The organism is Amycolatopsis sp. 195334CR (genome assembly GCF_017309385.1).
GTDB lineage: Bacteria > Actinomycetota > Actinomycetes > Mycobacteriales > Pseudonocardiaceae > Amycolatopsis.
The window spans coordinates 2,430,753-2,455,781 of sequence record NZ_JAFJMJ010000001.1 but is presented as its reverse complement, the minus strand read 5'-3'; the positions used below and the strand labels follow the sequence as shown (position 1 = coordinate 2,455,781).

Sequence of the window (25,029 nt, the reverse complement as noted above, 5' to 3'; positions counted from 1 at the left end):
GGGGACACAAGGGGGACAGAGGCGTGCGCTACCGAATAGACGCCGCTGAGCGGCCGGACTCGCTCTACGCGGTGTGGCACGGTGGGGTGTTCCGGGCCCAGCGCTCGACCGCGGACGGCACCGTGCTGCTGGTCGCGCAACCGGGGGAGGAAGCGCCGGCCGACTTCGACACCGAGTGGAACGGCCGCCCGGCGAAGGTGGTGCCCGAGGCCGAGGCCGCGAGCACGTTCAGCGTGCAGACCCACTGCCTGTTCGCCGACGAGATCTTCCGCGTCGCCCCGCAGAACGGCGAGGCGCTGACGCTGCGGTGGACCGGCCAGGACGAGGACCGCGCCCGCGAGCTGGGCCTGACCGACTTCACCACCACCGCCGAGCCCGAGGAGATCGAGGCGCTCTGGCAGGAACGCCACGACTTCATCGCCGCCGACGCCCCGCGCCCGGAACGCGGCACCGGCGACGCGAACGCCCTGCTCCGTGGCATCGGCCGCACCATGCTCAAGGTCCTCCCGGACGGCTGGGAGCGCGTCGGCGCCCAACTGCGCCAGGTCGGCGGGTACGCCGAACTGGAGGTCCGCGCGGTCGCCGGTGACCTGGTCGTCTCGCTGTCGCCGCCGGCCGAGCTGGGGCAGTTGTTCAGCCTGTTGCGGTCGGCGATGTACCAGCCGTCGACCGGCACCTGGTTCGAGGGCACCTTCACCCTGGACTCCACCTCGAACTTCGATTTCGACTTCGACGTGGACGCCGAACCGCACTGGCGCCTGGCCCCCGGCGAAGGCGGGCGCCCCGGCGCGCGTGCCTACCAGGCCGAGCTGGAGCTGTTCCCGCGCGACCGCAAGCACGTCCCGGACTGGCTGGCCGCGAAGGCGGGCCTGCCGCTGGACGTGGTGTTCCGCCAGGCGAAGGTGGTGGACAGCCACACCGAGGGCGAGAAGCCGGTGGTCAACCGGCCACCGCTGCCGCCGGACGAGGTCCGCCGCGTGCTCGACTACCTCTACCGGTCGCCGGTGGCCTCGGGCCGCCCGGTGCCGCTGCCCGACGTGTTCTCCCCGCACGGCCGCCCCGACGTGCCGGACGCCTTCCACACCGACGGCACCTGGATCTGGCCCGCCGCCGTACCGCACTACCTGCGCAAGTACGGGGTGCCGCCGGAGCCCGAGCTGGTCGACCACATCCGGGCGAACCTGCACCGGTCGCCGTACGTGCCGGACAAACTGCGTCACACCGCCGAAGCCGAGGTGCTGGGCAAGCCGTACCCGCCGCAGTCCGAAGAGGACCTGCCCGGCCCTGACCAGCACGCCCGCGGCGAGCGCGACGGCGACGGCCTGCCGAAGCTGCGGGCCGCCGAAGTGCTCGAGGTGCTGCACCGCAGGCTCGCCGAGCTGGGCGTGCCCGCCTCGCGCTACCGGATCGGCGAACCCGCCGACGGTGCCTGGTGCCTCCGCCGGATCGGCGGCCGTTGGGAGGTCGCGCGGTTCGAGGGCGGCGAACCGGTGGACCCGGTGCCGTTCGACCACGTGCAGGACGCCGCCCGGCACCTGGTCGGCACGATGGTGCTCTACCCGGCGCTGGCGCGGGAGCCGGAGGAGGCCGAGTCCGGCCACCCGACGGACTGGCCGATCTTGCCGCTGCGGGGCGAGCCGCCGCTGAACTTCTTCCGCGCCAAGCGCATGGTGGTGCTGCCCGCCGGGACCGTGGTCCAGCGCTTCGGCAACGAGGCGGGCAACCTGGTGCACCCGGAGCACGTCCGGTTCCCGGAGACCTCGCTCGCCTTCGAACGCGAGCGCGAGCAGCACATCTACGTGCTGCACCGGCCGCTGCGCGTGCTCACCGGGATCACCGTGCCGTGGGGCGCGCTGCCCGGCGGCGCGATCGCGTACCTGCTGCCGCGCCCGCTCGGCCAGCACGTGGAGACCAAGGCGATGGAGAAGGTCAGCGCCTGAATTTCACGACCCTGTCTCGGGCGTAATACGCCGTATTACACCCGAGACAGGGTCGTCTTTTTCGGCTCACCGGGCGCGGATCAGCACGGCGGGCGACCACCAGTAGTCCGCCAGCGGGCTGATCTCGATCTCGCCGAAACCGGCCGCGGTCAGCTGCTTGCCCCAGTCCTCGGCGGGTTGCTCCCAGTTGTTGCGGACCCCACCCGGCACGATCAGGCCCAGCAGCATCGGCATCAGGAAGCCCTGCGCGACCAGGCTGCCGTCGTGCCCGTACTCGGCGATCCCGCGCTCGTACCGGACCACCAGCGAGGCCAGGTGTTCCGGGCTGCTCTCGGTGACGTCCGGGACGTCGAACTCGGCGAGCACCAGCTCGCCGGTGCGTTCGCGCAGCGCGCCGAACACCGCCGACCGGTCGTCCGGTTCCAGCGATTGCAGCGCGAAGGTGGCCTGCACGAGGTCCCAGGAGAGGTCGGTCTCGGCGAGGAACTCCTGCGCGGTGGCCTGCCGGGCGTGCGCGTCGTCCACCCGTTCGCGGGCGGTCTCCAGCAGCGCGCCGGACGGCTCCACCAGGTCGATGCGCGAAGGCCGGTGTTCCGCCTTCGCGAGCGCGGGCACCAGGGCGAGGCCGTCGCCGACGCCCAGGTCGAGCAGAGCGTCCGGGCGGCGGTCGTCGTACAACGCGGCGAGTCGCCGGGAAAGCTGTTCGTACAGGTTGACGTTGCCGCCGCCGCGGATGAACGAGGTGAACGCGGCGGGCTGGTCGTAGACGTGGCTGTCGGGGTCGGTGTCGAGGTAGCGGGCCAGTTCCGCGCCGAGCAGGGCGCCGGATTTGGCGGCCTGACCGGCGAGCACGGCGGCTTTCGGCCGGTCTTCGTCCCGCAGTGCGGTCAAGCAGGCGACCAGGATTTCGTGGGTGGTGTCGGTCAGCACGGCACCCACAATGTCACGCGCGTCCCGTTGCCCGGCGTGGATTCCACCGTCGCCTTGCCGCCGACCTCGGCCAGCCGCGCGGTGATCGACTCGCTGATGCCGAAGCCGGGCGGACGGGTCTCCGAGCTGAACCCCGTGCCGTGGTCGCGGGTGATCACCGCGATGCCGCCGTCGCGCTCCTCGACCCGCACCAGCACCTTGTCCGTGCCGGAGTGCTTCATCGTGTTGCGCATGGCCTCGCGCACGGCGTCCCGGATGGCGATCTGGCGGACCTCCGACAGGGTGTCCTCGTCCAGTTCGGCGATCACCACCTGCGCGCGGAGACCGTCGCGGGCCATTTCCGCGGCGAGCGACGCGAGCTTCTCGCCGAGCGGCCGGCCGCCCTCGTTCGCGGCCGCTTCGATGTACTTGCGCACCTCGACCGCCTCGGCGCGGGCCAGCCGGCGGACCTCGGCGAGCTGTTCCTCAGCGGTGCCCTGGCCGGGCAGCGCCAGCGACTCCAGCGTCTGGAGCACGGTGTCGTGCATCAGCCGGTGCTGGCGCGCGCGTTCGGCCTCCCGCCCGTTGCGGATGCCGTAGGCCAGCGCGAGCCGGGTGCCCAGGCCGATCAGCACCAGCGCACCCGACGCGGTGAGCAGTACCCCGGCCATCGTGCCCAGCCCGGCGAACGCGGCGTCGGCGGTCACCGAGCCGGTGTTCGCCCAGCTCATCAGCAGGTGCAGCGGGATGCTGCCGAGCAGCAGGCCGATCCCGTACGGCAGGCCGAGCGCGAGGGTGAACAGCGCGACCGTGCCGAGCAGGTGCTTGCCGGGCACGCCGATCGCCTCGAGGTACACCTCGGGCGGCACCAGTGCGGCGACCGCGAGGTTCGCCAGCGCGGTGAACACCGCGTCCACGGTCAGCAGCACCGCGGCCCGGTCGCTGCGGAACGGCGCCGAGCGCAGCATCCACCGCACGCCGTACGCGTTGAGCAGGATCGACAGCACGGCCACGGTGATCACCGGTGCCGCGCCGGTGCCGCCGTGTGCGCTGAGGAACGCGGCCAGCGCGCCGGGGACCGCGATCAGCCGGTAGACCATCGGCACGAAGGCGACATATCGACCAGCGCGCAGCAGCAGCCCGTCGCTGGCGCGCGGGTCCACCGGGGCGGCCATCGCCGAGATCCGGCGCAGGGCTCTGATCGGGGTCGGGTCCGCGACCTCGTCCGACAGTTCGCTGCTGGCGGTCGCGATGGCCGGTGCACCCCGCCGGAGCAGGGTGACGAGGAAGCTGGCCTGCTGGGGCGGTCCCTGGCGGCGCATGTTTCTCCATCTCACCTGGTGGGGAAGTGAGTATCGTTCATCCGATCGGCATTCGGATCAACAGCCGGAGAAGATCGGCCGAATGTTCTAGTCAGTCCGCCCGCGGTGCTTCCGGAGGGTCGATCCCCTGCTCCGCCGCCCAGCGGCGCAGCTCGGCCACCGCCTCGTCGTGCTCCAGCGGACCGCGGTCGAGGCGCAGCTCCTTGAGGAACTTCCACGCCTTGCCGACCAGCGGGCCAGGGGGCAGGCCGAGCAGCTTCATGATCTCGTTGCCGTCGAGGTCGGGGCGCACCTTGGCCAGGTCCTCGGCGGCGGCGATCCGGGCGATCCTGGCTTCCAGGTCGTCGTAGGTGCGCTGCAGCGCGGCCGCCTTGCGCTTGTTGCGCGTGGTGCAGTCGGCCCGGACCAGCTTGTGCAGCCGGTCCAGCAGGGGACCGGCGTCGGTGACGTACCGCCGCACCGCCGAATCGGTCCACTCGCCCTTGCCGTACCCGTGGAAGCGCAGGTGCAGGAACACCAGCTGGGAGACCTGCTCGACGATCTCCTTGCTGTACTTCAGCTCGCGCAGGCGCTTGCGGGTCATCTTCGCGCCGACCACCTCGTGGTGGTGGAAGCTGACGCCGCCGCCGTCCTCGAACCGGCGGGTGGCCGGCTTGCCGATGTCGTGCAGCAGCGCGGCCAGCCGGAGCACCAGGTCCGGCCCGGCCTCCGGGTCGTCCTTGCGCTCCAGCCCGATCGCCTGGTCCAGCACGGTCAGCGAGTGCTGGTAGACGTCCTTGTGCTGGTGGTGCTCGTCGATGGCCAGGCGCATTCCCGGCACCTCGGGCAGCACGTGGTCGGCCAGCCCGGTGTCCACCAGCAGCTCCAGCCCGAGCCGGGGGTGCGCACCGGTGATCAGCTTCGACAGCTCGGCCTGCACGCGCTCGGCGGTGATCCGCTTGATCTCGCCCGCCATCGAGGTCATCGCCTCGACCACGCGGGGCGCGGGCTCGAAGCCGAGCTGCGAGACGAAGCGCGCGGCCCGGAGCATGCGCAGCGGGTCGTCGCCGAAGGACTCCTGCGGGGTGGCCGGGGTGTCGAGCACCTTCAGCCGCACCGCGTCGAGGCCGCCGTGCGGGTCGACAAAGGTCTTTGACGGCAACTCGATCGCCATCGCGTTGCAGGTGAAGTCGCGGCGGAGCAGGTCGCCCTCGATGGTGTCGCCGAAGGTGACCTCGGGGTTGCGGCTGACCTGGTCGTAGCTGTCCGCGCGGAAGGTGGTGATCTCCAGCTGCGAGCCGCCCTTGGTCACGCCGACCGTGCCGAAGGCGATGCCCACGTCCCACACCGCGTCGGCCCAGCCCGCCACCAGCGCGAGCACCTGGTCCGGCCGGGCGTCGGTGGTGAAGTCCAGGTCGGGGGAGAGCCGGCCGAGCAGCGCGTCGCGCACGCTGCCACCCACCAGGTACAGGCGGTGGCCCGCGGCGGCGAAGCGATCGGCGAGCTGATCGGCCACCGGCGAGATCCGCATCAGCTCGATCACCGCGTTCCGCTGGACGACGAGTTCGTTCACTGGGATCCCACCACGAAAACGGTGCACTTACTACACGCACAGATCAACACGGACACGAGAAGCCAGCGTACCGGCGCGCGGTGTTGCTCTAGCATCGCAGCATGCCTGGATCGGCCGGTCGCTCCGGTGGCGCCAAACCGGGACGCCGGTCCCGGCGCCGCCGCGGCAGGAGGCTGACCACGGTGGACGAGACCTCGGCCGGTGGGCTGGTGGTCGACGCCGACCGGGAGCACGCGGTGCTGATCGGCAGGCTCGACCGCCGCGGGAAACTGCTGTGGTCGCTCCCCAAGGGGCACATCGAAGACGGCGAGACCACCGAGCAGACGGCGATGCGCGAGGTGAAGGAGGAGACCGGAATTTCCGCGCACGTGCTCCAGCCACTGGGCACCATCGACTACTGGTTCGTCGCCGAGCGGCGGCGCGTGCACAAGACCGTGCACCACTTCCTGCTCGAAGCGGCGGGCGGTGAGCTGTCCGACGAGGACGTCGAGGTGACCGAGGTGGCCTGGGTCCCGATCGCCGAGCTGGAGGCCAAGCTCGCCTACGCCGACGAGCGCACGCTGGTCCGCAAAGCCCGTGAACTGTTCGCCGAACAAGCTTCCCACTCCTCCGCAGAGGGAGTCCCCGAGTGAAAAGGCTGGCCTCGGCCACGCTGACCGCGTTTCTACTGGTAGTGCAGGCGTTCATCGGAGTTCCGGCGAGTGCTGCCCAGGCCCAGCCCGGGCCGGACGCGCCGAACCGGCTGCGGCTGGACATCGACGAGATGAACCCGCGCCTGCTGGTGTCCACCTCCTCGACGCTGACCGTCTCCGGCAAGGTGACCAACACCGGTGACCGCCGGATCACCGACGTGCAGGTGCGCCTGCAGTTCGGTGAGCGCCAGACCACCTCCCGCCAGCTCGGGGAGGCACTGGCGGAGGCGCCGCCGACCGACGCGGCGATCACCAAGTACGCCGACGTCGCGAAGGTGGTCGAGCCGGGCCAGACGGTCCCGCTGCAGATCACCGTCCCGCTCGGCGGTGACGCGAAGCCGCTGGTCAGCAAGCCGGGCGTGTACCCGCTGCTGGTCAACGTGAACGGCACGCCGGAGTTCGGCGGGCAGGCCAGGCTGGCCGCGTTCAGCATGCTGCTGCCGGTGCTCGGGGTGCCGGGGCAGAGCGCGCCCGCCAAGCCGGAGCGCCCCACCGAGCTGTCCGTGCTGTGGCCGATCGCGGACACACGCCCGCGGGTGGTGGCCGCGCCGTTCGGCGGCACGCTGGTGCTCTCGGACGACCAGCTGGCCATCGACCTCGCCCCGGGTGGGCGCCTGGACGCGCTGGTCACCGCCGCGAAGAACGTCAAGGGCGAGACCCGGCTGTTCGACTCGATGTGCTTCGCGATCGACCCCGACCTGCTGGAAACCGTCGAGAAGATGGCCGGCGGTTACCTGGTGCGCACCGCCGACGGCGGGCAGGCGCCCGGCCGCGGCAACGAGACCGCCACCCGCTGGCTGACCTCGTTGCGCCAGGTCCTCCAGGACTCGTGCACCCTGCAGCTGCCCTACGCCGACGCCGACCTGCCCGCGCTGGCCAAGGTCACCGACGGCGACCCGCGGCTGGCCAAGACCGCGGTCGACAACACCTCGCTGTTCGAGCGCCTGCTCGGGGTCAAGCCGCTGCCCGGCGTGCTCTGGCCGAACGGCGGCCTCGACTCGACCACGCTCGGCGCGCTCGCCGACGCGCGGGTGACCACCGTGCTCGCCGAGTCCGACCAGCTGGTCTCGAACCGCCCGCTGACCGCGCCGGCCACCATCGAGGGCACGAACCTGCGCGGGGTGGCGCTGGACCCGCTGCTCAGCCGGTCGATGGCGGCGAACCGCCCGGCCAACGGCGTGGCGGCGGCGAACCTGACCCCGGCCGACGACCCGGACGTGGCCGCGCAGAACGCGCTCGCCGTGCTCGCCTTCCAGACCGGCGCGCAGTCCGACACCGGCGGTTCGCCGCTGCTGCTCGCCCCGCCGCGCCGCTGGTCGGCGCCGGTCGACGAGCTGACCCTGCTGCTGCGCACCATCGGCGACTACGCCAACCTCGGCATGGTCTCGTCGAAGCCGCTGCTCGAAGAGCTGGCGAAGCCGGTCAAGGGCACCGCGAAGATGGACTACGGCGCCAAGGAAGCCCCGGCCGAACTGCCGCAGCAGGTGGTCGGCTCGCTGAACCAGACCGAGCGGGAGACCGCCGACTTCGGCAGCTCGCTGACCGGGGACGCGACCACCCAGGTGGAGCCGGAGGACCTGATCAAGCCGATCCGGTCCGGCCTGATGCGGGCCTCGTCGACGGCCTGGCGGGCGGACACCGCGGGCGCCCTGGCCTCCGCCGGTGACGCGCGCGGGCAGCTCGACTCGCTGCGCGGCCAGGTCACCGTGGAGACCCCGAAGCAGCAGATCTCGCTGGCCTCGGACACCTCACCGCTGCCGGTGACGCTGAAGAACTCGCTGCCGGTCGGCGTGACCGTGCGGATCAACCTGAACAACTTCACCGGGCTGCGGCCCGAGCAGATCCCGGACCGGCCACTGCCCGCCCGGGGTTCGGTGCCGCACCTGATCCAGGCCGAGGCGCTGCGGACCGGGCACTTCAGCGTGGACGTCTCGCTGAGCACGCCGGGCGGCACGCCGCTGGGCGCGCCGGCCCGGATGGAGCTGAACTCGACCCAGTTCGGCCTGATCACGCTGATCGTCACGATCGTGGCCGGCGCGGCGTTGCTGCTGCTGTCCGGCAGGCGCATCTACCGGCGCGTGCGCGGGAAGGACCGGGCGTAATTTACCCACGGTAACTCCTTGACGCCGATGGGTGGACTGGACCATTCTTCGGAACCATTCCCAGTGGACCGTGAATCGGTTTCATGAATGGTGAGGGGTCAAGACGACCATGGCAGCGCTGAAAACCCGCAGGATGCTCGTGCTCACCTGCGCCATCGCCACCCTGAGCACGGCGGCCGCCTGCTCGTCCGAACCCGGTGCGCTGCCCGGCGCGCCCGGTGCCGGTCAGGGAATCATCGACCGCGCGCCGATCGCGTCAGCCGAGGCCATCGCGGCGAGCCCGACCGCGGCGTCGATCAAGCAGCGGGGTCAGCTGCTCATCGGCGGTTCGCTCGACGCGCCGCTGCTGTCCCAGCAGAACCCGGCCACCGGCGAGACCGAGGGCTTCGACGCCACCCTGGGCAAGCTGCTGGCCAAGTACATCATCGGCACGCCCGACGCGAAGATCGTCAACTCCAGCTCGGAGACGCGGGAGGCGCTGCTCCAGAACAGCACGGTCGACGTGGTCTTCCAGACCTACACGATCACCCCGCAGCGGGCGGAGAAGGTGGCCTTCGCCGGCCCGTACCTGATGTCCGGCCAGGCGATCGCCACGATGAAGGACAAGTCGGCGATCAAGAAGCCGGCCGACCTCAACGGCAAGAAGGTCATCGCGGGCGCGAACACGCCGGGCATCGAGGCGATCAAGGCGCAGGCGCCGAACGCGGAGATCGTCAGCTTCGCCACCGACCCGGAGTGCGTGCAGGCGCTGGAGCAGAACCGCGGTGAGGCGTACGTGCAGGACCTGACGCTGCTCGCCGCGTCGGCCCGGCTCAACGACAAGATCCAGATCGTCGGCGAGCCGTTCACCGAGGACCCGTACGGCATCGGCCTCAAGCACGGGGACGACGCGTTCAAGAAGTTCGTCAACGACTGGCTGGTGCAGTTGCAGCAGGCGGGCATCTGGCAGCAGGTGTGGAAGGACTCGCTGGGCACCGTGGTGAGCGGTGAGCCGCCGGCCGCGCCCGCCATCGGTTCCGTTCCCGGTTCCTGACCTTGGACGTTCTGCTCGACAACTCCGGTGCCTTCGCCGAGGGGGTGGTGACCACCGTCGAACTGACCGCGCTGTCGTTCGTCGGTGCGCTCGCCATCGCGCTGGTCGTGGTCACCTTCCGGGTGTCGCCGGTGAAGCCGCTGCGCCTGTTCGGCACGGCGTACGTGGAGATCTTCCAGAACGTGCCGCTGCTGCTCTGGATCCTGTTCTTCGTCTTCGGTCTGCCGAAGCTGGGGATCCAGTTCGAGCTGTTCACCACCGCGGTGCTGGCCGTGTCGATGTACTCGGCGGCCTACTACGCCGAGGCGCTGCGGACCGGGATCAACACGGTGGCCACCGGCCAGGCCGAGGCGGCGCGGGCGCTCGGCCTCGGCTTCGGCCAGTCGCTGCGGTGGGTGATCCTGCCGCAGGCGCTGCGCTCGGTGGTGCAGCCGCTCGGGAACCTCACCGTGATGCTGCTGATGAACACCGCGCTGGCGGCCGGGGCCGGGCTGGTCGAGCTGAGCACCGCGGCGAACCGGGTCAACCTGGTCGAGGCCGAGCCGATCCTGATCTTCACCGGCGCGGCGGTGGTCTACGCGCTGCTCGCGCTGGTGATCACCACGGTCACCCGGCTGCTGGAGCGGAGGCTGGTGATCCACCGGTGAACGTGTTGTTCGACGCTCCCGGGCCGCGGGCCCGGCGCCGGATCCGGATCGCCACCGCGGTCAGCGTGCTCGGGGGCGCGCTGCTGTTCGCGCTGGCGGTGCGCCAGTTCGCGATCAACGGTGAGCTGGACTGGAAGAAGTGGGCGCCCTACACGCAGTGGCCGAACTGGCGCTACCTGCTGACCGCGCTCGGCCAGACACTGCTCGCGGCGGCGTTGTCCGCGGGCATCGGCGGGCTGGCGGGGTTGCTGCTGGCCGTGGCACGCGTGTCACGGAACGTGTTCATCAGTGGTATCGCGCGGGTGTACATGGAGACGGTCCGGGTGATCCCGGCCGTGCTGTTGATCTACGTGGTGCTGTTCGTGCTGCCGAGCCTCGGGCTGGACCTGCCGCTGCTGTGGAAGCTGGTGGTGCCGCTGGCGGTGTCGAGCTCGGCGCAGTTCGGGGAGATCTTCCGGTCGGGCATCCTGTCGCTGGACCGCGGCCAGGGGGAGGCCGCGGCGGCGCTCGGGCTGAGCCACGGCCAGTCGATGCGGCTGGTCATCCTGCCGCAGGCGCTGCGGCGGGTGGTGCCGTCGCTGGTCAGCCAGACCGGCGGGGTGCTGAAGGACACTTCGCTCGGCTTTTTCGTCAGCTACGCCGAGCTGCTGTTCAGCGGGAAGGTGCTGATCGGCTACTACCAGAACCAGCTGCTCATCCAGACCTACCTCGTCATCGGCGCGATCTATTTCGCGGCCAACTACGCTCTGTCGCGGTTCGCCCGGTGGTTGGAGCGCCGGGGTGAGCGCACGGTGAAGTCCCGGTAATTCGAACGGGACACCCCGGGGCCATTACCCTGGGCATCGTTGAGTAGGCCGCCGATGGATTGGGCACGTGTTGGACAGAGAGCCGGGCTCGCCACCGGAGCGACCCGGGCGACAGCGGTCTGACCGGCCACCCCAGGCCACGCCGCCTCGACCCGAGCGTTCGGAGCGACATCAGCCACCGCCCGACCGGGTCCCACCGGTCCGGGCGCAACGGCCCACGCCCACCGACGGCCGCACGCGGCAGGTGCCGGTGCGGAAGGCTCCGCCGCCCACGCGCGCGATGCCGGTACCGCCGCCCCCGTCACCCGCTGGCCCCGGCCCCGGCCCCGGCCCGGGTCCCGGCCCTGGCGCTGGCCCCGGCTCTGGCCCTGGCCCTGGCCAGACGCCGCCGCCGGGCCAGCAGCCCAGCCGCCAGACCCCGCGCCCGGACTGGCCCCAAGACGACCGGCGCCCGAACGGCAGGCCCGCCCCGGACCAACGCCCACGCACCGACCACGGCGGGCGCGCGGGGTCTCCCGATCAGCGCGTGCGCCAGGACCGTCCCGGCCCGCCGCAAGAACGCCCCGGTCCGCCGGAGCGCGGCCCCGGTCGGCAGGACGGGCGGCCCCAGGACGGGCGGCCTGATCAAGGCGGCCGACCCGGCCCGCCGGATCAGCGCACCCGTGTCGAGCCCCCCGTGCGCCCGGGTCCACCCGACCCGGGCGGACGTTCCGGGGCCCGTCCCCTCCCGGTCGAGCATCCCGGCGCGCCGGCGCCGACCAGCCACCTCCCGCAGCCGAATCTGCCGGGCCCGCCCGGTCAACCGGGTCAGCCCGGCCAGTCCGGTCAGCCGGGCCAGCCCGGGCGCGGGCCGCTTCGACCGCCGCCGCCGATTCAGCAGCGGCCGCCGCGGCCGGAGGGGCCGGTGCGCCCCTGGAACCGCGACCGTCCCGACGGGCCGCCACCCGTGCGCCCCCGGGTCGAGTACACCCAGCTCATCCCGGTCGACCGCGGCCTCCCGCCCGGCGCGCGCTGGCCCACCGCCGACCCGGACATGCACCGGCCGTACGACGAGTACGCCACCCGGTTCCTCCCGCGCATCTCCGACGGGGTCGCGCCCACCGAGGCGCAGCCCAGCGGTGGCGCGAGCGGCGCGGCGCCGTCGCTGGCCAAGTCCAGCGGCCGGATGGCGATCGCCACGCTGACCAGCCGGATCACCGGGTTCGCCTGGAAAATCATGCTCGGCGCGGTGGCCTCGCTCGGGGTCATCTACGACTCGTTCACCGTCGCCAACACGCTGCCGCTGATCATCAACGAGCTGCTCCTCGGCGGCGTCCTGACCAGCGTGGTGGTCCCGCTGCTGGTCCGCTCGCAGGACGACGAAGACGGCGGCGAGGCCTACACGCAGCGCCTGCTCACCATGGCGACCACGGTGCTGCTGCTCGGCACCCTGCTCTCGGTCGCCTTCGCCCCCCAGGTCACCGGCCTGCTGATGTCCGAGGGCGGCGGTGCCAACTCGGAGCTGGCCACCTGGTTCGCCTACCTGCTGCTGCCCGGCCTGCTGTTCTACGGGCTGTTCGCGGTGCTTTCGGCGATCCTGAACGCCAAGCAGATCTTCGGCCCAGCCCAATGGGCCCCGGTGATCAACAACCTGGTCATCTTCGTGACCATCGGCCTCTACGCGATCCTGCCCGGCGATCCGACGCTGGTGCCGTCGAAGATGTCCGAGCCGAAGGTGCTGGTGCTCGGCCTCGGCGTGCTGACCGCGATGACCGTGCAGGCCCTGTTCCTGGTGCCCGCGCTGAAGCGGTCCGGCTTCAAGTTCAAGTGGCGCTGGGGCCTCGACTCGCGGCTCAAGGAGTTCGGCGGCCTGGCCACCTGGATCTTCGCCTACGTGGCGATCAGCCAGATCGGCATGATCATCAACACCAACGTGCTGACCAGCGGACAGGCCGGTGGGGTGTCGATCTACTCGAACGCCTGGCTGCTCTTCCAGCTGCCGTACGGGATCATCGGCGTCTCGCTGCTGACCGCGATCATGCCGCGGATGAGCCGCGCGGCCGCCGACGGCGAGACGAAGAAGCTGGTCGCCGACCTGTCCTACGCCTCGCGCATCTCCACGGTGATGCTGGTGCCGATCTCCGCGGTGATGACCGTGGCGGGCACCTCGATCGGCATCGCGCTGTTCACCCTCGGCAAGGGCGATGTGGCCTCGGCCGAGCGGCTGGGCCAGGCGCTGGCCGTGTCGGCCTTCGGCCTGCTGCCGTACGCGCTGGTCATGCTGCAGATGCGGGTGTTCTACGCGATGAAGGACTCCCGCACGCCGACGCTGATCATGGTCGTGATGACCGGGGTCAAGATCCCGCTGCTCTACCTGTCCACGACCCTGCTCGCGCCGCAGCACATCGTGCTCGGCGTGATGATGGTGAACTCGCTCGTGTTTGTCATCGGCGCGATGATGGGCCAGGTTTGGCTGTGGGTGCGACTGGGCAACCTGCGCAGCAAACGGGTACTGGGGGTGATCCTGTTCACCGTCGTGGCCAGTGCCGCCGGCGTGGGCGCCGCGTGGCTGGTCGGCATGATCGTGCCGGACGCGCTCGGTGTCACCCTGCAGGCCTGGGTGAAGTTGATCTTGCAGGGCGTGGTCGGCATCGGTGTCTCGTTCGGCGTGCTGATGGCGTTGAAGGTCGAGGAGCTGAAGCCGGCGACCTCGAGAATCACCCGGTTGATCAAGCGTGGGTAACGATTACGGCGTGGATCGGCATAGTGCTCGTGTCACGGTCACGTACCCTCGGTTGAAGAAATGCAGGAGAGTCGGTGGACACGAGCCGGAAAGAAGGGGGTGCGGGGAAGGTGGGAGCCCGTGCCCGGAGCGGACCGCTGGCACCTGGGGCCGTGGTCGGCGACGGCCGCTACCGCCTGCTCGCCCAGTTCGGCATCGACGAGCGGGCCGACGCCCACCTCTGGCGCGCTCGCGACGGCCAGCTCCGGCGTGACGTCGCGCTGACCCTGCTCGTCGGCGACCCGGCCGACGCGGACGCCGCGCGGCTGGCCCGGCGCACCCTCGAGCGCGCCGCGCACGCGGCCAAGTTCAGCCACGACGGGGTCGCCCGCGTCCTCGATGTGCTGAACCTCGGCAACGGCATCACCTCCAGTGAGGGCCTGCTGGGCATCGTGGTCGCCGAATGGACCAAGGGCAGCGACCTGGTCGACCTGGTGGCGGACAAGCCGGTCGAGCCGGGTGCCGCCGCCCGCATGGTCGGCGCGCTGGCCCAGGCCGTCGAGCAGGCGCACCAGTCCGGGCTGGTGCTCGGCCTGGACCACCCGCAGCGGCTGCGCCTCACCCCGGACGGCGCGCTGCGCCTCGCCTTCCCCGGCCCGCTGCCCGACGCCACCCTGCGCGACGACGTCAAGGCCATCGGCGGTGTGCTGTACCTCCTGCTCACCGGCCGTTGGGCGCTGCCGGGCGGCCCGCCGGCCATCCCGACCGCCCCGCACGCGCCGAACGGGCGCATCGTGCCGCCGCGCTCGCTGCAGCCGCGGGTGCCGCAAACGCTTTCGTCGCTGGCCGTGCGCACCATCGAGGACGGCGGGCACGGCGGCATCCGCACCAGCTCGGCCATTCTCGCGGTGCTCGACCAAGCCGCCGAGGAAGAGGAGCGCACCCAGCTGATCCAGCAGGTCGGCGCCCCGCCCGAGGAGGAGGCCGACGCCGACGGCGCGATCTGGACCACGAAGAAGCCGGTCAAGGACTCCGCGCGGCGGCGCAAGCTGGCGCTGGGCGTGACCGTGCTGGTGGTGACCGCGGTCGGCATCCTGGCCTGGCTCGGCATGCTGGCCATCTCGTTCTTCCAGGAGAGCCCCGATTCGGGCGGCCCCACGGTCAACGTCGCCGAGCCGACGCCCACCGCCGCGCCCGAGCCCGGCGGCAACCCGGCGCCCCCGCCGGACAACCCGCAGGCCGGTGGCCCGCCGGTGAAGCCGCAGACGGTCAACGTCTACAACCCCAGCGGCGAGGGTGACGCCCCGGCGCGGGCGAAGAACGTGCTCGACGGCAAGCGCGAGACGTTCTGGCGCACCGACGAGTACCGCCAGCAGTTCCCGGACCTCAAGCCCGGCGTCGGCCTGCTCAACAGCTTCGAGCAGTCGGTGAAGCTGAGCGCGGTGAAGATCGCCGCGGCGAGCCCCGGCAGCACGGTGGAGATCCGGGTCGCGGACAAGAAGAACCCGAAGTTCGCCGAGACCCGCCTGGTCGGCTCGGGGGAGCTGAGCGGCCCGGACACCGAGGTCAAGCTGTCCGAACCAGCCGAAGGGCGGTACGTGATCGTGTGGATCACGAAGCTGGGCACGGACGGCGACAAGCACGTCACCCAGATCAACGATCTGGAGTTCGTGTCCGCCGCGTAGTGTCCCTCGTGTGGGGGAAGCGGTAGTCGATAGGCTCTCACGAGTGACCGCTGCAACTCCCACGGACGCCGCCCTCATCGCGGCGCACGCCGCGGGCGATCCGCATGCCTTCAGTGAGCTGGTCCGCCGACATCGTGACCGGATGTGGGCCGTCGCCCTGCGCACCCTGCGAGATCCCGAGGAAGCGGCCGACGCCCTGCAGGACGCCTTCATCTCGGCGTTCCGCGCGGCCGGCAACTTCCGGGCCGAGTCCCAGGTGACCACCTGGCTGCACCGCATCGTGGTGAACGCCTGCCTCGACCGGGTCCGCCGCCGCCAGGCGCGGCCCACCGTCCCCCTGCCCGAGACCAGCCACAACGAGCCGGCCACCCCGCGTGACTCGATGTCCGAGCGGGAGACCCGCCTGGTCATCAAGGAGGCGCTGGACCAGCTCCCCGAGGACCAGCGCGCCCCGATCGTGCTCGTCGACGTGGAGGGCTACTCGGTGGCCGAAACCGCGGAAATGCTCGGGATCGCACAGGGAACCGTGAAGAGCCGGTGTGCGCGAGGTCGCGCCAAGCTCGCCAAGGTTCTCGGACATCTGCGGAACCCCGACGCGGAACCCGGCGTCCCAACTAACGAAAGCAAACATGACCGCACCGAGCGGCGTGTGACGCGTCCGCTCGGGACGCAGGGTCAGAGGGAGGGACGATGACGGACGAGAGTCGGGGGATTGGCGGGGCCGTTGGCCCGCCTTGGTCTGTCGACGTGCTCGCCGACCTGCACGCGGGAGTGCTCGATGAACGGGAGGCGGCCGAGCTGTGGCCGCTCGTCCGCGCGGACGCCGAGGCGTCGGCGATCATCGAGGCGCTGGAGTCCACCACGGCCGACCTCGCCTCCCTCGGCGACGCCGACGTGGAGCCGATGCCGGCGGAGTTCGCCGCCCGGCTGGACGCCGCGCTCGCCGAGGAGATGGCACGGTCGGCGGGAAACGCCGGTCCGGCGGCGCCGGAGCCGATGGCACCGCCGGTCGCTCCCGTGGTCGGCATCGACGTCGCCCGCCGCAGGCGCCGCGCGAAGATCGCGGGCTGGGGCGCGGGAGTGGTCGGCATCGCGGCGGCGGCCATCGCGGCCATCGCCATCGCGGTCCCGGGCGGTAGCGGCAACGACGGCGCCGGTCAGCCCCCGGTGGCGCAGCCGCCGCCAGGGGCCGGGTCGAACGAGCCACCGCTGGCGTTGCAGCAGGACAACATCCCGATCGGCGAGATACTCGGGTCCACCGGGAAGATGGACTACGGGCCGTTGGGCACCCGCGAGCGGGTCGACCAGTGCCTGGCCGAGAACGGGTTCGACCCGGCGGTGAAGCCCGCGGGCATCCGCGGTGCCACCATCGACGGCCAACCGGCCACGCTGGTGATCCTCACCCCGGGCACGATCGGGCAGTTCCAGCTGGTCGCGCTGTCCACGGACTGCGCGAAGGTGATGGACAAGACGGTCGGCGGAAAATAGGGCGTGTGAGCAGGGGCGGCACCCAGGCGGGTGCCGCCCTTTCTCGTCAGCTGCGGTGTGCGTCACCCCGCGGGAACACCGCGACCTACGATCGTGTTAGGCCAGGTACACGGCTACTACGAGCGGAGGCAAAGGGTGGCTGCAGAGGACGTTCGGAACCTGATCATCGTCGGATCGGGTCCCGCCGGCTACACCGCGGCGGTGTACGCGGCACGCGCGCAGCTGGACCCGCTGGTGTTCGAAGGGTCCCAGTTCGGCGGGGCGCTGATGACCACCACCGAGGTGGAGAACTACCCCGGCTTCCGCGACGGCATCCAGGGCCCGGCGCTGATGGAGGAGATGCGCGAGCAGGCCAAGCACTTCGGCGCCGACCTGCGGGCCGAGGACGTCGAGGCGCTCGACCTGACCGGGGAGATCAAGTACGTCACGGTCAACGGCAAGCGCTACGCCGCGCGGGCCGTGGTGCTGGCGATGGGTGCCGCCGCGCGCTACCTGCACGTTCCCGGTGAGCAGGAACTGCTCGGCCGCGGTGTCTCGTCCTGCGCCACCTGCGACGGCTTCTTCTTCCGCGACCACGACATCGCCGTGGTCGGCGGCGGTGACTCCGCGATGGAGGAGGCCACCTTCCTGACCAAGTTCGCGAAGTCGGTGACCATCGTGCACCGCCGCGAGGAGTTCCGCGCCTCGAAGATCATGCTGGAGCGCGCCCGCGCGAACGACAAGATCAAGTGGGCGCTGAACCAGGCGATCACCGGCGTGGCCGGCGAGGACAAGGTCTCCGGGCTGAAGCTGGAGGACACCCGGACGGGTGAGACCTCGACACTGGACGTGACCGGCTTCTTCGTCGCGATCGGGCACGACCCGCGCAGCGAGCTGGTCCGCGGCCAGGTGGACCTGGACGACAACGGCTACGTGGTGACCAAGGGGCGCAGCTCCTACACCAACATCGACGGGGTGTTCGCGGCCGGCGACCTGGTCGACCACACCTACCGGCAGGCGATCACCGCGGCGGGTTCGGGCTGCGCGGCGGCGATCGACGCGGAACGCTGGCTGGCGGAGCACGCGGTGACCGAGCAGGCCGCCGAAGCGCCCGAGCTGGTCGGCGGCGGCTACGGCGCGAGCAACTGACTTTCCGGATCCACCGAAAAAGGAGAGAAGATGACCGACACGGTCAAGGTCACTGACAAGAGCTTCACCGATGACGTCCTGACCAGCGACAAGCCGGTTCTGGTGGACTTCTGGGCGACCTGGTGCGGCCCGTGCCGCATGGTGGCTCCGGTGCTCGAGGAGATCGCGGCGGAGCACAAGGACAAGCTGACGATCGCCAAGCTCGACATCGACGAGAACCCCAACACCGCGCGTGACTACCAGGTCATGTCGATCCCGACGCTGATCCTGTTCCAGGGCGGCAAGCCGGTGAAGCAGATCGTCGGCGCGAAGCCGAAGGCGGCCCTGCTCTCGGATTTGTCCGACGTGCTCTGAACCAACCCACCCGGGTGACCCGTATCGCATGATGCGGGTCACCCGGGTTTTTCACGACCCGCACCGCGCCACGCGTCACACCAGCGGGCCCGGCGACGATGAACCGGTTACCCGGTCTGATGACCGGGAGCACGCTAGGCAACCCTGCGCGCTCACCGAGAGTTCGCAGGGCACAATAGAACCCCTGGGTCATGCTGCCCAGTGAAAATTCGCCCAGCGCCGATCCGGCGCCCAAGGAAGAGCGAGGAGTGCATGCGGGTACTCCGCCGCGGCGACGCCGGTCCCGATGTCGCCGAGATCAGGTCGATGCTGGCCGCGCTGGAGCTGCTGCCCCCGGTGAACGGGTCACCCGGCTCCTTCGACGCGGCGGTGGAACAAGCCGTCCGGGCGTTCCAACAGCGTCGCGGCCTGATCACCGACGGTATCGTCGGCCCGGCCACCTACCGCGCGCTGCGCGGGTCGAGCTACCACCTGGGCAGCCGCCCGCTGGCGTACCTGATCTCCGCGCCGGTGCACGGGGACGACGTCTTCGCGCTGCAGGAGCGGCTGACCGAGCTCGGCTTCGACGCCGGCCGCCCCGACGGGGTGTTCGGCCCCCAGACCGAGCAGGCGCTGCGCACCTTCCAGCGCGACTACGGCCTGGTGGTGGACGGCATCTGCGGCGGCGGCACGGTCCGCGCGCTGCGCCAGCTCTCCCCGCGTGCCCGCGGTGGCCGCCCGGTGTTCCTGCGCGAGCAGGAGCAGGTCCGGCGATCCGGCCCCCGGCTGCGCGGCAAGCGCATCGTGATCGACCCCGGGCACGGCGGCCAGGACGGCGGCGTGACGGTCGGCGGCCTGCGCGAGGCGGACATCGCCTGGGACCTGGCCCGGCGGCTCGAAGGCCGGATGAAGGCCACCGGCATGGAGGCCCTGATCTCGCGGGGTCCGGACCACAGCCCCGCCGAAGCCGACCGCGCGGCCTTCGCCAACGACGCCGGCGCGGACCTGTTCCTGTCGCTGCACAGCGACCAGAACCAGTCGCCGTACGCGCAGGGCGTGGCCAGCTTCCACTACGGCACCGGCAACGGCACCAGCTCGACGGTGGGTGAGCTGCTCGCCGGCTTCATCCAGCGCGAGCTGGCCGCGCGCACCGGCATGCTGGACTGCCGCGCGCACCCGAAGACGTGGGAGATCCTGCGGCTGACCCGGTGCCCCGCGGTCCGCGTGGAGATCGGCTACCTGACCAACCCCGACGACCGGCGGCGGATGTCGGAGCCCGCCTTCCGCGACGTGGTCGCCGAGGGCATCCTGATCGCCGTGAAGCGCCTGTACCTGCTGGGCGAGGGTGACCAGCCCACCGGCACCTTCACCTTCGCCGACGTGCTCGCCTACGAGCTCGCCAAGGCCGACTGAGCTTCCACAACGAGAACGGCCCGACCGATGCCGGTCGGGCCGTTTTCCGTGCCCAGGGTGGGGACAACTGTGCACAACCCTGTGGACAAGTCGTCACACTGTTCACAAAGTGTGGACAACTCGGGGTCAGGAGCGGGCGACGCTGGGTTCCGCGGTGGTGATGGTGACCTGGCCGAGCAGGCGCTCCAGCGCGGCTTCGACGTCTTCCTTCCAGGAGATCGCCGACCGCAGTTCCAGGCGCAGGCGCGGGAACTTGGGGTGCGGGCGCACGGTCTTGAAGCCGACCGACTGGAGGAACTCGGCGGGCAGCACGCAGGCGTGTTCCCCGCCGGGGGCCGGTTCGGTGGCGCCGAAGGCCTCGATCGCCTTCACACCGCGGCGGGTCAGGTCCTTCGCGACGGACTGCACCAGCATCCGGCCGAGGCCGCCGCCGCGGAATTCGGGGGCGATGTGGAAGGCGGTGAGCAGGACCGCGTCCGGGGCGGGTGGCGAGGTGGGGAAGGCGTTCGCCCGCGGGACCGCGTTCGGCGGGGCGTAGAGCACGAAGCCGATCGGCAGCGTGTCGCTGTAGACGATCCGGCCGCAGGAACCCCACTCCAGCAGCACGCTGGACACCCAGGCTTCCTTCTCGACCTCGGTCTCGCCGAACTCCTCGGCCTGCGCCTTCAGGTGCGGCGCGACCTCCCAGTACACGCACCGGCGGCAGTGCAGGGGAACCTGGTCCAGGTTGTCCAGCGTGACGCCCACGACGCGTCGCGACACCCGACGACCTCCCCTGAGTTACGAACCCGATGCGGGACGCGGTTCATCGCAAGAGCAAACCGGCCCGAGATCACAGGATAGGCGGATGTGATGAGCACCGGAAGAGCCGAGCTCCCGAAGAGGGGATGGTTACACTCGATGGATCTACGAACGAGTAGCACTGATCATGCCGGCCGACATCGTTTGCGAAGTGCCCGATGAGCGAAAAGCGCCCCGCCAGACAGCCGCAGAGCGGCCACCACAACCTCGACCCGCACCTGTCGCGCTACGCCGCGCGCACCGCGGGCATGACGGCCTCGGAGATCCGAGCGCTGTTCGCGGTCGCCAGCCGCCCCGAGGTGGTATCCCTGGCCGGCGGCATGCCGAACCTGGCCGCGCTCCCGCTCGACTCGCTGTCGTCCCAGATGGCCGAGCTGATCGCGAACGACGGGCTGGTGGCGCTGCAGTACGGCTCCGCGCACGGCGTTCCGGCACTGCGTGAGCAGATCTGCGAGGTGATGGCGCTCGAGGACATCAGCGCCCACCCCGACGACGTGGTGGTCACCGTCGGCTCCCAGATGGGCCTGGACATGGTGACCCGCCTGTTCTGCGACCCGGGTGACGTGGTGATCGCCGAGGGCCCGTCCTACGTGGGCGCGCTCGGCTCGTTCGCCGCCTACCAGGCCGAGGTCGTGCACGTCGCGATGGACGACCAGGGCCTGGTCCCCGAGGGGCTCCGCGAGGCGCTCGGCCAGTGCCGCACGCACGGCAAGCGGGTCAAGTTCCTCTACACCATCCCGAACTTCCACAACCCCGCCGGCGTGACGCTCGCCGTCGAGCGGCGCGCGGAGATCCTGGAGATCTGCCGCGAGCACGGCGTGCTGGTGGTCGAGGACAACCCGTACGGCCTGCTCGGCTTCGACGGCCAGACCTATCCGGCGCTGCGCTCGATGGACCCGGACAACGTGGTCTACCTCGGCTCGTTCTCCAAGACCTTCGCCTCCGGCCTGCGGGTCGGCTGGGTGCTCGCGCCGCACGCCGTGCGCGAGAAGCTGGTGCTCGCGGCGGAGTCCGCCACGCTGTGCCCGCCCACGCTGAACCAGCTGGTCGTCTCGCGCTACCTGGCCACGCACGACTGGAAGGGCCAGATCAAGACGTTCGGCGAGAACTACCGCGAACGCCGCGACGCCATTCTTTCCGCGCTGGAACAGCACATGCCGCCCGGCTGCTCGTGGACGCACCCCGACGGCGGGTTCTACGTGTGGGTGACCGTGCCGGAAGGCGTTGACACCAAAGCGATGCTGCCGCGCGCGGTGACCGCACGGGTCGCCTACGCCTCGGGCACCGGCTTCTACGCCGACGGGTTCGGCAGCAGGCAGATGCGCCTGTCCTACTGCTACCCGACGCCGGAGCGCATCAAGGAGGGCGTGCGACGGCTCGCCGCCGTGCTCGAATCCGAAATGGACCTCATGCGCACCTTCGGTAGCGTGAACCCCCGCGCGGTGTCCGGGCCGGAGAACCCCTCGCCCGACACCGCCTGACGATCCACAGAACCTGAGGAGTTCCCCGGTGGCCGAACGCACCGTTGCCGTGCTCGCTGGCGGTCTGTCCCACGAACGCGACGTTTCCCTGCGGTCGGGCAGGCGGCTGTCCGCCGCGCTGCGCGCCGAGGGGCTGACCGTGGAGGAGTGGGACACCGACGCCGGGCTGCTGGAACGGCTGCGCACCCAGCGGCCGGACGCCGCCGTGGTGGCGCTGCACGGCGGCCAGGGGGAGAACGGCTCGGTGCAGACCGTGCTGGAGATGCTGGAGGTGCCGTTCGTCGGCACCAGCTCGCAGGGCTGCCGTCGCGCCTGGGACAAGCCGACCGCCAAGGCGTTGCTGGCCAAGGCCGACTTCGCCACGCCGGACTGGGTGGTGCTGCCGCACAGCACCTTCCGCGAACTGGGCGCGCAGGCGGTGCTCGACGCCATGGTGGACCGCCTCGGCCTGCCGCTGATCCTCAAGCCGGACCAGGGCGGTTCGGCGCTCGGCACCCAGGTGGTGCGCGACGCGGCGGAACTCCCCGCCGCGATGGTCGGCTGCTTCGCCTACGGGGACACCGTGCTCGCGGAGCGCTTTGTCGATGGCGTCGAGGTCGCCGTGGCGGTCGTCGAAACCGAAACCGGTCCGACCGCGCTGCCCGCGGTGGAGATCGTGCCGGAGAGCGGGGTGTACGACTACACCGCTCGCTACACCGCCGGCCTGACCGACTTCTTCGCGCCGGCCCGCCTTTCCGAGGAATCGGCGAAGGCGGTCGGTGAACTCGCGGTGGCGGCGCACCAGTTGCTCGGACTGCGCGACATCTCGCGAACCGACGCGGTGGTCGGCGCCGACGGGACCGTGCACTTCCTCGAAGTGAACCTCTCGCCGGGGCTCACCGAAACCTCGACCGTGCCGATGGCGATCGAAGCCGGCGGCGGTTCGCTCGGCGCCGTCTTCGCCGAGCTCGTCGACCGCGCGATCAAGCGCTGAACCCACGCTGACCGAACGCCGGATCGGACCGATCCGGCGGCGCGATCTTCGATGCCGCTGCGTGCTCGTGGATCAACGCTGGGAAATCATCACCGTGACGAAACGCCCCGGGGTGATCCCTAATCGGATTCCGCTGTCCGATTTGTCGCATTCGGATCCATCAGCGCGACGATCCGCTCAAGATCGTCGACCGACCCGAATTCGACCACGATGCGGCCCTTCCGGCGGCCGAGGTCGACCTTGACGCGGGTGTCGAAGGTGTCGGAGAGCCGCACCGCGAGGTCCTGCAACCCCGGCGCCTGCATCGGCTTGCGGGGAGCGGGCTTCGCCTTGCGCGGCGTCTCGCTCTTCTTGAGCGTCACCGCTTCTTCGGTCGCGCGGACCGACATGCCCTCGGCGACGATCCGGGCGGCCAGATCCTCCTGATCCTCCGGGTTCTCCAGCGACAGGAGAGCGCGCGCGTGCCCGGCGGAAAGCACGCCCGCGGCCACCCGGCGCTGCACCGGCAACGGCAGCTTCAGCAGGCGGATGGTGTTCGTGATGACCGGACGGCTGCGGCCGATGCGGCCCGCCAGCTCCTCGTGGGTCACCTCGAACTCGTCGAGCAGCTGCTGGTACGCGGCGGCTTCTTCGAGCGGGTTGAGCTGGACGCGGTGGATGTTCTCGAGCAGCGCGTCACGCAGCATCGCCTCGTCGGCGGTCTGGCGGACGATGGCCGGGATCTTCTCCAGCTCGGCCTGCTGCGACGCCCGGAGGCGCCGCTCGCCCATGACGAGCTCGTACTCGTCGCCGGAGAGCTGCCGCACCACGACGGGCTGCATGAGCCCGAACTCGCGGATCGAGTGCTCCAGCTCGGCCAGCGCCTCCTCGTCGAAGACCTGCCGCGGCTGCTTCGGGTTCGGCTTGATCGCGCTGAGCGGCACCTCGCGGTAGACCGCGCCGGCCACCTCACCACCCGGCGCGGGAGCCGCCGCCGTGCCGTTCTGGCCGTTGTCGGTACTGACCGGCTTCAGGTCGACCGGCTTGCCCTCGGCGTTGACCGGGCCGGTGGGGATCAGGGCGGCGAGGCCGCGCCCGAGGCCCCCTCTGCGTTCGGCACTCATTGCTTCTCACCGTTCTTCACACCGCGCTCGGCGATCTCACGCGCCGCGTCCAAGTAGCTCAGGGCCCCGCGTGAACCGGGGTCGTAGGCGAGGATCGTCTGGCCGTAGCCGGGCGCCTCGGAGACCTTCACGCTGCGGGGGATGACCGTCTTCAGCACGACCTCACCGAAGTGGTTGCGCACCTCCTGGGTCACCTGGTCGGCGAGCTTGGTGCGCCCGTCGTACATGGTGAGCAGGATGGTGGACACGGCCAGCTCGCGGTTCAGGTGCTGCTGGACCAGTTCGATGTTGCTGAGCAGCTGCCCGAGCCCCTCCAGCGCGTAGTACTCGCACTGGATCGGGATGAGTACCTCCTGCGCGGCGACCATCGCGTTCACCGTGAGCAGGCCGAGCGACGGCGGGCAGTCGATGAAGACGTAGTCGACACCGAGCTGGTCGATCGCGTCGCTCGTCAGCGCCTCCTTGAGGCGCGTCTCCCGGGACGCCATCGAGACGAGCTCGATCTCGGCACCCGCGAGGTCGATCGTGGCGGGCACGCAGAAGAGGTTGGGGGACTGCTCGCTGACCGCCGCGGCGTCCGCCAGGGTCACCTCGCCGAGGAGCACCTCGTAGACCGAGGGCGTGCCCGAGCGGTGTTCCACGTTGAGCGCGGTGCTGGCGTTGCCCTGCGGGTCGAGGTCGACCACGAGCGTCTTGAGCCCGTGCACCGCGAGGGCGGCGGCGAGGTTCACCGCGCTGGTTGTTTTGCCGACCCCGCCCTTCTGGTTGGCGACCGTGAGCACGCGGCGGCGATCCGGCTTGGGGAGTTGGTAGGACTCCGGGTGCAGGACCCGCGCGGCACGCATGGCTTCTTCCGCAATCGGGGTCCATCCCACGTCATGTCCGGTGTTTGCTGACGACGGTGGGTTCACCGGCCGAAG

21 protein-coding genes are annotated in these 25,029 nt (G+C 70.9%); 15 read left to right on the top strand and 6 right to left on the bottom strand.

Annotation, left to right across the window (positions count from 1 at the left end; translation table 11 throughout):
• Nucleotides 1-23 precede the first annotated feature (23 nt).
• Entirely contained in the window at nt 24-1,940 is a 1,917-nt protein-coding gene (locus tag JYK18_RS47505; RefSeq protein ID WP_206802158.1) for a TNT domain-containing protein, read from the top strand.
• A gap of 66 nt (nt 1,941-2,006) precedes the next feature.
• On the opposite strand, the gene JYK18_RS11990 is transcribed toward JYK18_RS47505, so the two are convergent.
• From JYK18_RS11990 to JYK18_RS11980, 3 genes are all read right to left on the bottom strand, one after another.
• Complete coding sequence (locus JYK18_RS11990) at nt 2,007-2,870, bottom strand: class I SAM-dependent methyltransferase (RefSeq protein ID WP_307795875.1); 864 nt, start codon at nt 2,868-2,870, stop codon at nt 2,007-2,009.
• Nucleotides 2,864-4,171, bottom strand: coding sequence for a sensor histidine kinase (locus tag JYK18_RS11985; protein WP_206802157.1), 1,308 nt, complete (start codon nt 4,169-4,171; stop codon nt 2,864-2,866). The genes JYK18_RS11990 and JYK18_RS11985 overlap by 7 nt, the downstream gene beginning before the upstream one ends.
• Before the next feature lie 91 nt (nt 4,172-4,262).
• The gene (locus tag JYK18_RS11980) at nt 4,263-5,723 is read right to left on the bottom strand and encodes a CCA tRNA nucleotidyltransferase (RefSeq protein ID WP_307795874.1); all 1,461 of its coding nucleotides are present in this window, start codon (nt 5,721-5,723) and stop codon (nt 4,263-4,265) included.
• Nucleotides 5,724-5,824: 101 nt separating this feature from the next.
• Here JYK18_RS11980 and JYK18_RS11975 point away from each other — a divergent pair, with 101 nt between their 5' ends.
• From JYK18_RS11975 to JYK18_RS11920, 12 genes are all read left to right on the top strand, one after another.
• Nucleotides 5,825-6,355 (top strand): NUDIX hydrolase, encoded by a 531-nt coding sequence (locus JYK18_RS11975; protein WP_206802156.1) that lies wholly within the window; start codon nt 5,825-5,827, stop codon nt 6,353-6,355.
• Entirely contained in the window at nt 6,352-8,517 is a 2,166-nt protein-coding gene (locus JYK18_RS11970) for a DUF6049 family protein (protein WP_206802155.1), read from the top strand. Before JYK18_RS11975 ends, JYK18_RS11970 begins: the two co-directional genes overlap by 4 nt.
• A 109-nt stretch (nt 8,518-8,626) precedes the next feature.
• Nucleotides 8,627-9,550 (top strand): glutamate ABC transporter substrate-binding protein, encoded by a 924-nt coding sequence (locus tag JYK18_RS11965; RefSeq protein WP_206802154.1) that lies wholly within the window; start codon nt 8,627-8,629, stop codon nt 9,548-9,550.
• 2 nt (nt 9,551-9,552) lie between these two features.
• Nucleotides 9,553-10,197 carry an amino acid ABC transporter permease gene (locus JYK18_RS11960; protein WP_206802153.1) on the top strand — a complete coding sequence of 215 codons (645 nt, stop codon included), beginning with the start codon at nt 9,553-9,555 and terminating at the stop codon, nt 10,195-10,197.
• Entirely contained in the window at nt 10,194-11,003 is an 810-nt protein-coding gene (locus JYK18_RS11955; protein ID WP_206802152.1) for an amino acid ABC transporter permease, read from the top strand. Before JYK18_RS11960 ends, JYK18_RS11955 begins: the two co-directional genes overlap by 4 nt.
• 904 nt (nt 11,004-11,907) lie before the next feature.
• Nucleotides 11,908-13,725, top strand: a complete 1,818-nt coding sequence (gene murJ / locus JYK18_RS11950; RefSeq protein ID WP_374195008.1) for a murein biosynthesis integral membrane protein MurJ — start codon at nt 11,908-11,910, stop codon at nt 13,723-13,725.
• Nucleotides 13,726-13,835: 110 nt separating this feature from the next.
• Entirely contained in the window at nt 13,836-15,389 is a 1,554-nt protein-coding gene (locus JYK18_RS11945) for a protein kinase family protein (protein ID WP_206802151.1), read from the top strand.
• A gap of 43 nt (nt 15,390-15,432) precedes the next feature.
• Nucleotides 15,433-16,083 (top strand): RNA polymerase sigma factor SigM, encoded by a 651-nt coding sequence (gene sigM / locus JYK18_RS11940; RefSeq protein WP_206802150.1) that lies wholly within the window; start codon nt 15,433-15,435, stop codon nt 16,081-16,083.
• Nucleotides 16,080-16,877 (top strand): hypothetical protein, encoded by a 798-nt coding sequence (locus JYK18_RS11935; protein WP_206802149.1) that lies wholly within the window; start codon nt 16,080-16,082, stop codon nt 16,875-16,877. The genes sigM and JYK18_RS11935 overlap by 4 nt, the downstream gene beginning before the upstream one ends.
• A 135-nt stretch (nt 16,878-17,012) precedes the next feature.
• Nucleotides 17,013-18,005 (top strand): thioredoxin-disulfide reductase, encoded by a 993-nt coding sequence (gene trxB / locus JYK18_RS11930; RefSeq protein WP_206802148.1) that lies wholly within the window; start codon nt 17,013-17,015, stop codon nt 18,003-18,005.
• A gap of 30 nt (nt 18,006-18,035) precedes the next feature.
• The gene (gene trxA / locus JYK18_RS11925) at nt 18,036-18,359 is read left to right on the top strand and encodes a thioredoxin (RefSeq protein WP_153036660.1); all 324 of its coding nucleotides are present in this window, start codon (nt 18,036-18,038) and stop codon (nt 18,357-18,359) included.
• Nucleotides 18,360-18,611: 252 nt separating this feature from the next.
• Nucleotides 18,612-19,751, top strand: a complete 1,140-nt coding sequence (locus JYK18_RS11920) for an N-acetylmuramoyl-L-alanine amidase (protein ID WP_206802147.1) — start codon at nt 18,612-18,614, stop codon at nt 19,749-19,751.
• 126 nt (nt 19,752-19,877) lie between these two features.
• Here the strand turns inward: JYK18_RS11920 and JYK18_RS11915 are convergent, their stop codons facing one another.
• Nucleotides 19,878-20,513, bottom strand: a complete 636-nt coding sequence (locus JYK18_RS11915; protein WP_206802146.1) for a GNAT family N-acetyltransferase — start codon at nt 20,511-20,513, stop codon at nt 19,878-19,880.
• Between the two features lie 197 nt (nt 20,514-20,710).
• Here JYK18_RS11915 and JYK18_RS11910 point away from each other — a divergent pair, with 197 nt between their 5' ends.
• A complete protein-coding gene (locus JYK18_RS11910; RefSeq protein ID WP_206802145.1) occupies nt 20,711-22,033 on the top strand; it encodes a PLP-dependent aminotransferase family protein in 1,323 nt (440 codons plus the stop codon).
• A gap of 28 nt (nt 22,034-22,061) precedes the next feature.
• Nucleotides 22,062-23,006, top strand: coding sequence for a D-alanine--D-alanine ligase (locus tag JYK18_RS11905; RefSeq protein WP_206802144.1), 945 nt, complete (start codon nt 22,062-22,064; stop codon nt 23,004-23,006).
• A gap of 119 nt (nt 23,007-23,125) precedes the next feature.
• Here the strand turns inward: JYK18_RS11905 and JYK18_RS11900 are convergent, their stop codons facing one another.
• The gene (locus tag JYK18_RS11900; RefSeq protein WP_206802143.1) at nt 23,126-24,109 is read right to left on the bottom strand and encodes a ParB/RepB/Spo0J family partition protein; all 984 of its coding nucleotides are present in this window, start codon (nt 24,107-24,109) and stop codon (nt 23,126-23,128) included.
• On the bottom strand, nt 24,106-25,020 hold the full coding sequence (locus JYK18_RS11895) for a ParA family protein (protein ID WP_374195007.1): 915 nt from the start codon (nt 25,018-25,020) through the stop codon (nt 24,106-24,108). The genes JYK18_RS11900 and JYK18_RS11895 overlap by 4 nt, the downstream gene beginning before the upstream one ends.
• Nucleotides 25,021-25,029: the final 9 nt, after the last annotated feature.

Coding starts and splice junctions, on each gene's coding strand:
- JYK18_RS11985 (WP_206802157.1), bottom strand. CDS start 4,171: ATGCGCCGCCAGGGACCGCCCCAGCAGGCCAGCTTCCTCGTCACCCTG.
- JYK18_RS11975 (WP_206802156.1), top strand. CDS start 5,825: ATGCCTGGATCGGCCGGTCGCTCCGGTGGCGCCAAACCGGGACGCCGG.
- JYK18_RS11965 (WP_206802154.1), top strand. CDS start 8,627: ATGGCAGCGCTGAAAACCCGCAGGATGCTCGTGCTCACCTGCGCCATC.
- JYK18_RS11935 (WP_206802149.1), top strand. CDS start 16,080: ATGACGGACGAGAGTCGGGGGATTGGCGGGGCCGTTGGCCCGCCTTGG.
- trxA (WP_153036660.1), top strand. CDS start 18,036: ATGACCGACACGGTCAAGGTCACTGACAAGAGCTTCACCGATGACGTC.
- JYK18_RS11920 (WP_206802147.1), top strand. CDS start 18,612: ATGCGGGTACTCCGCCGCGGCGACGCCGGTCCCGATGTCGCCGAGATC.
- JYK18_RS11910 (WP_206802145.1), top strand. CDS start 20,711: ATGAGCGAAAAGCGCCCCGCCAGACAGCCGCAGAGCGGCCACCACAAC.
- JYK18_RS11900 (WP_206802143.1), bottom strand. CDS start 24,109: ATGAGTGCCGAACGCAGAGGGGGCCTCGGGCGCGGCCTCGCCGCCCTG.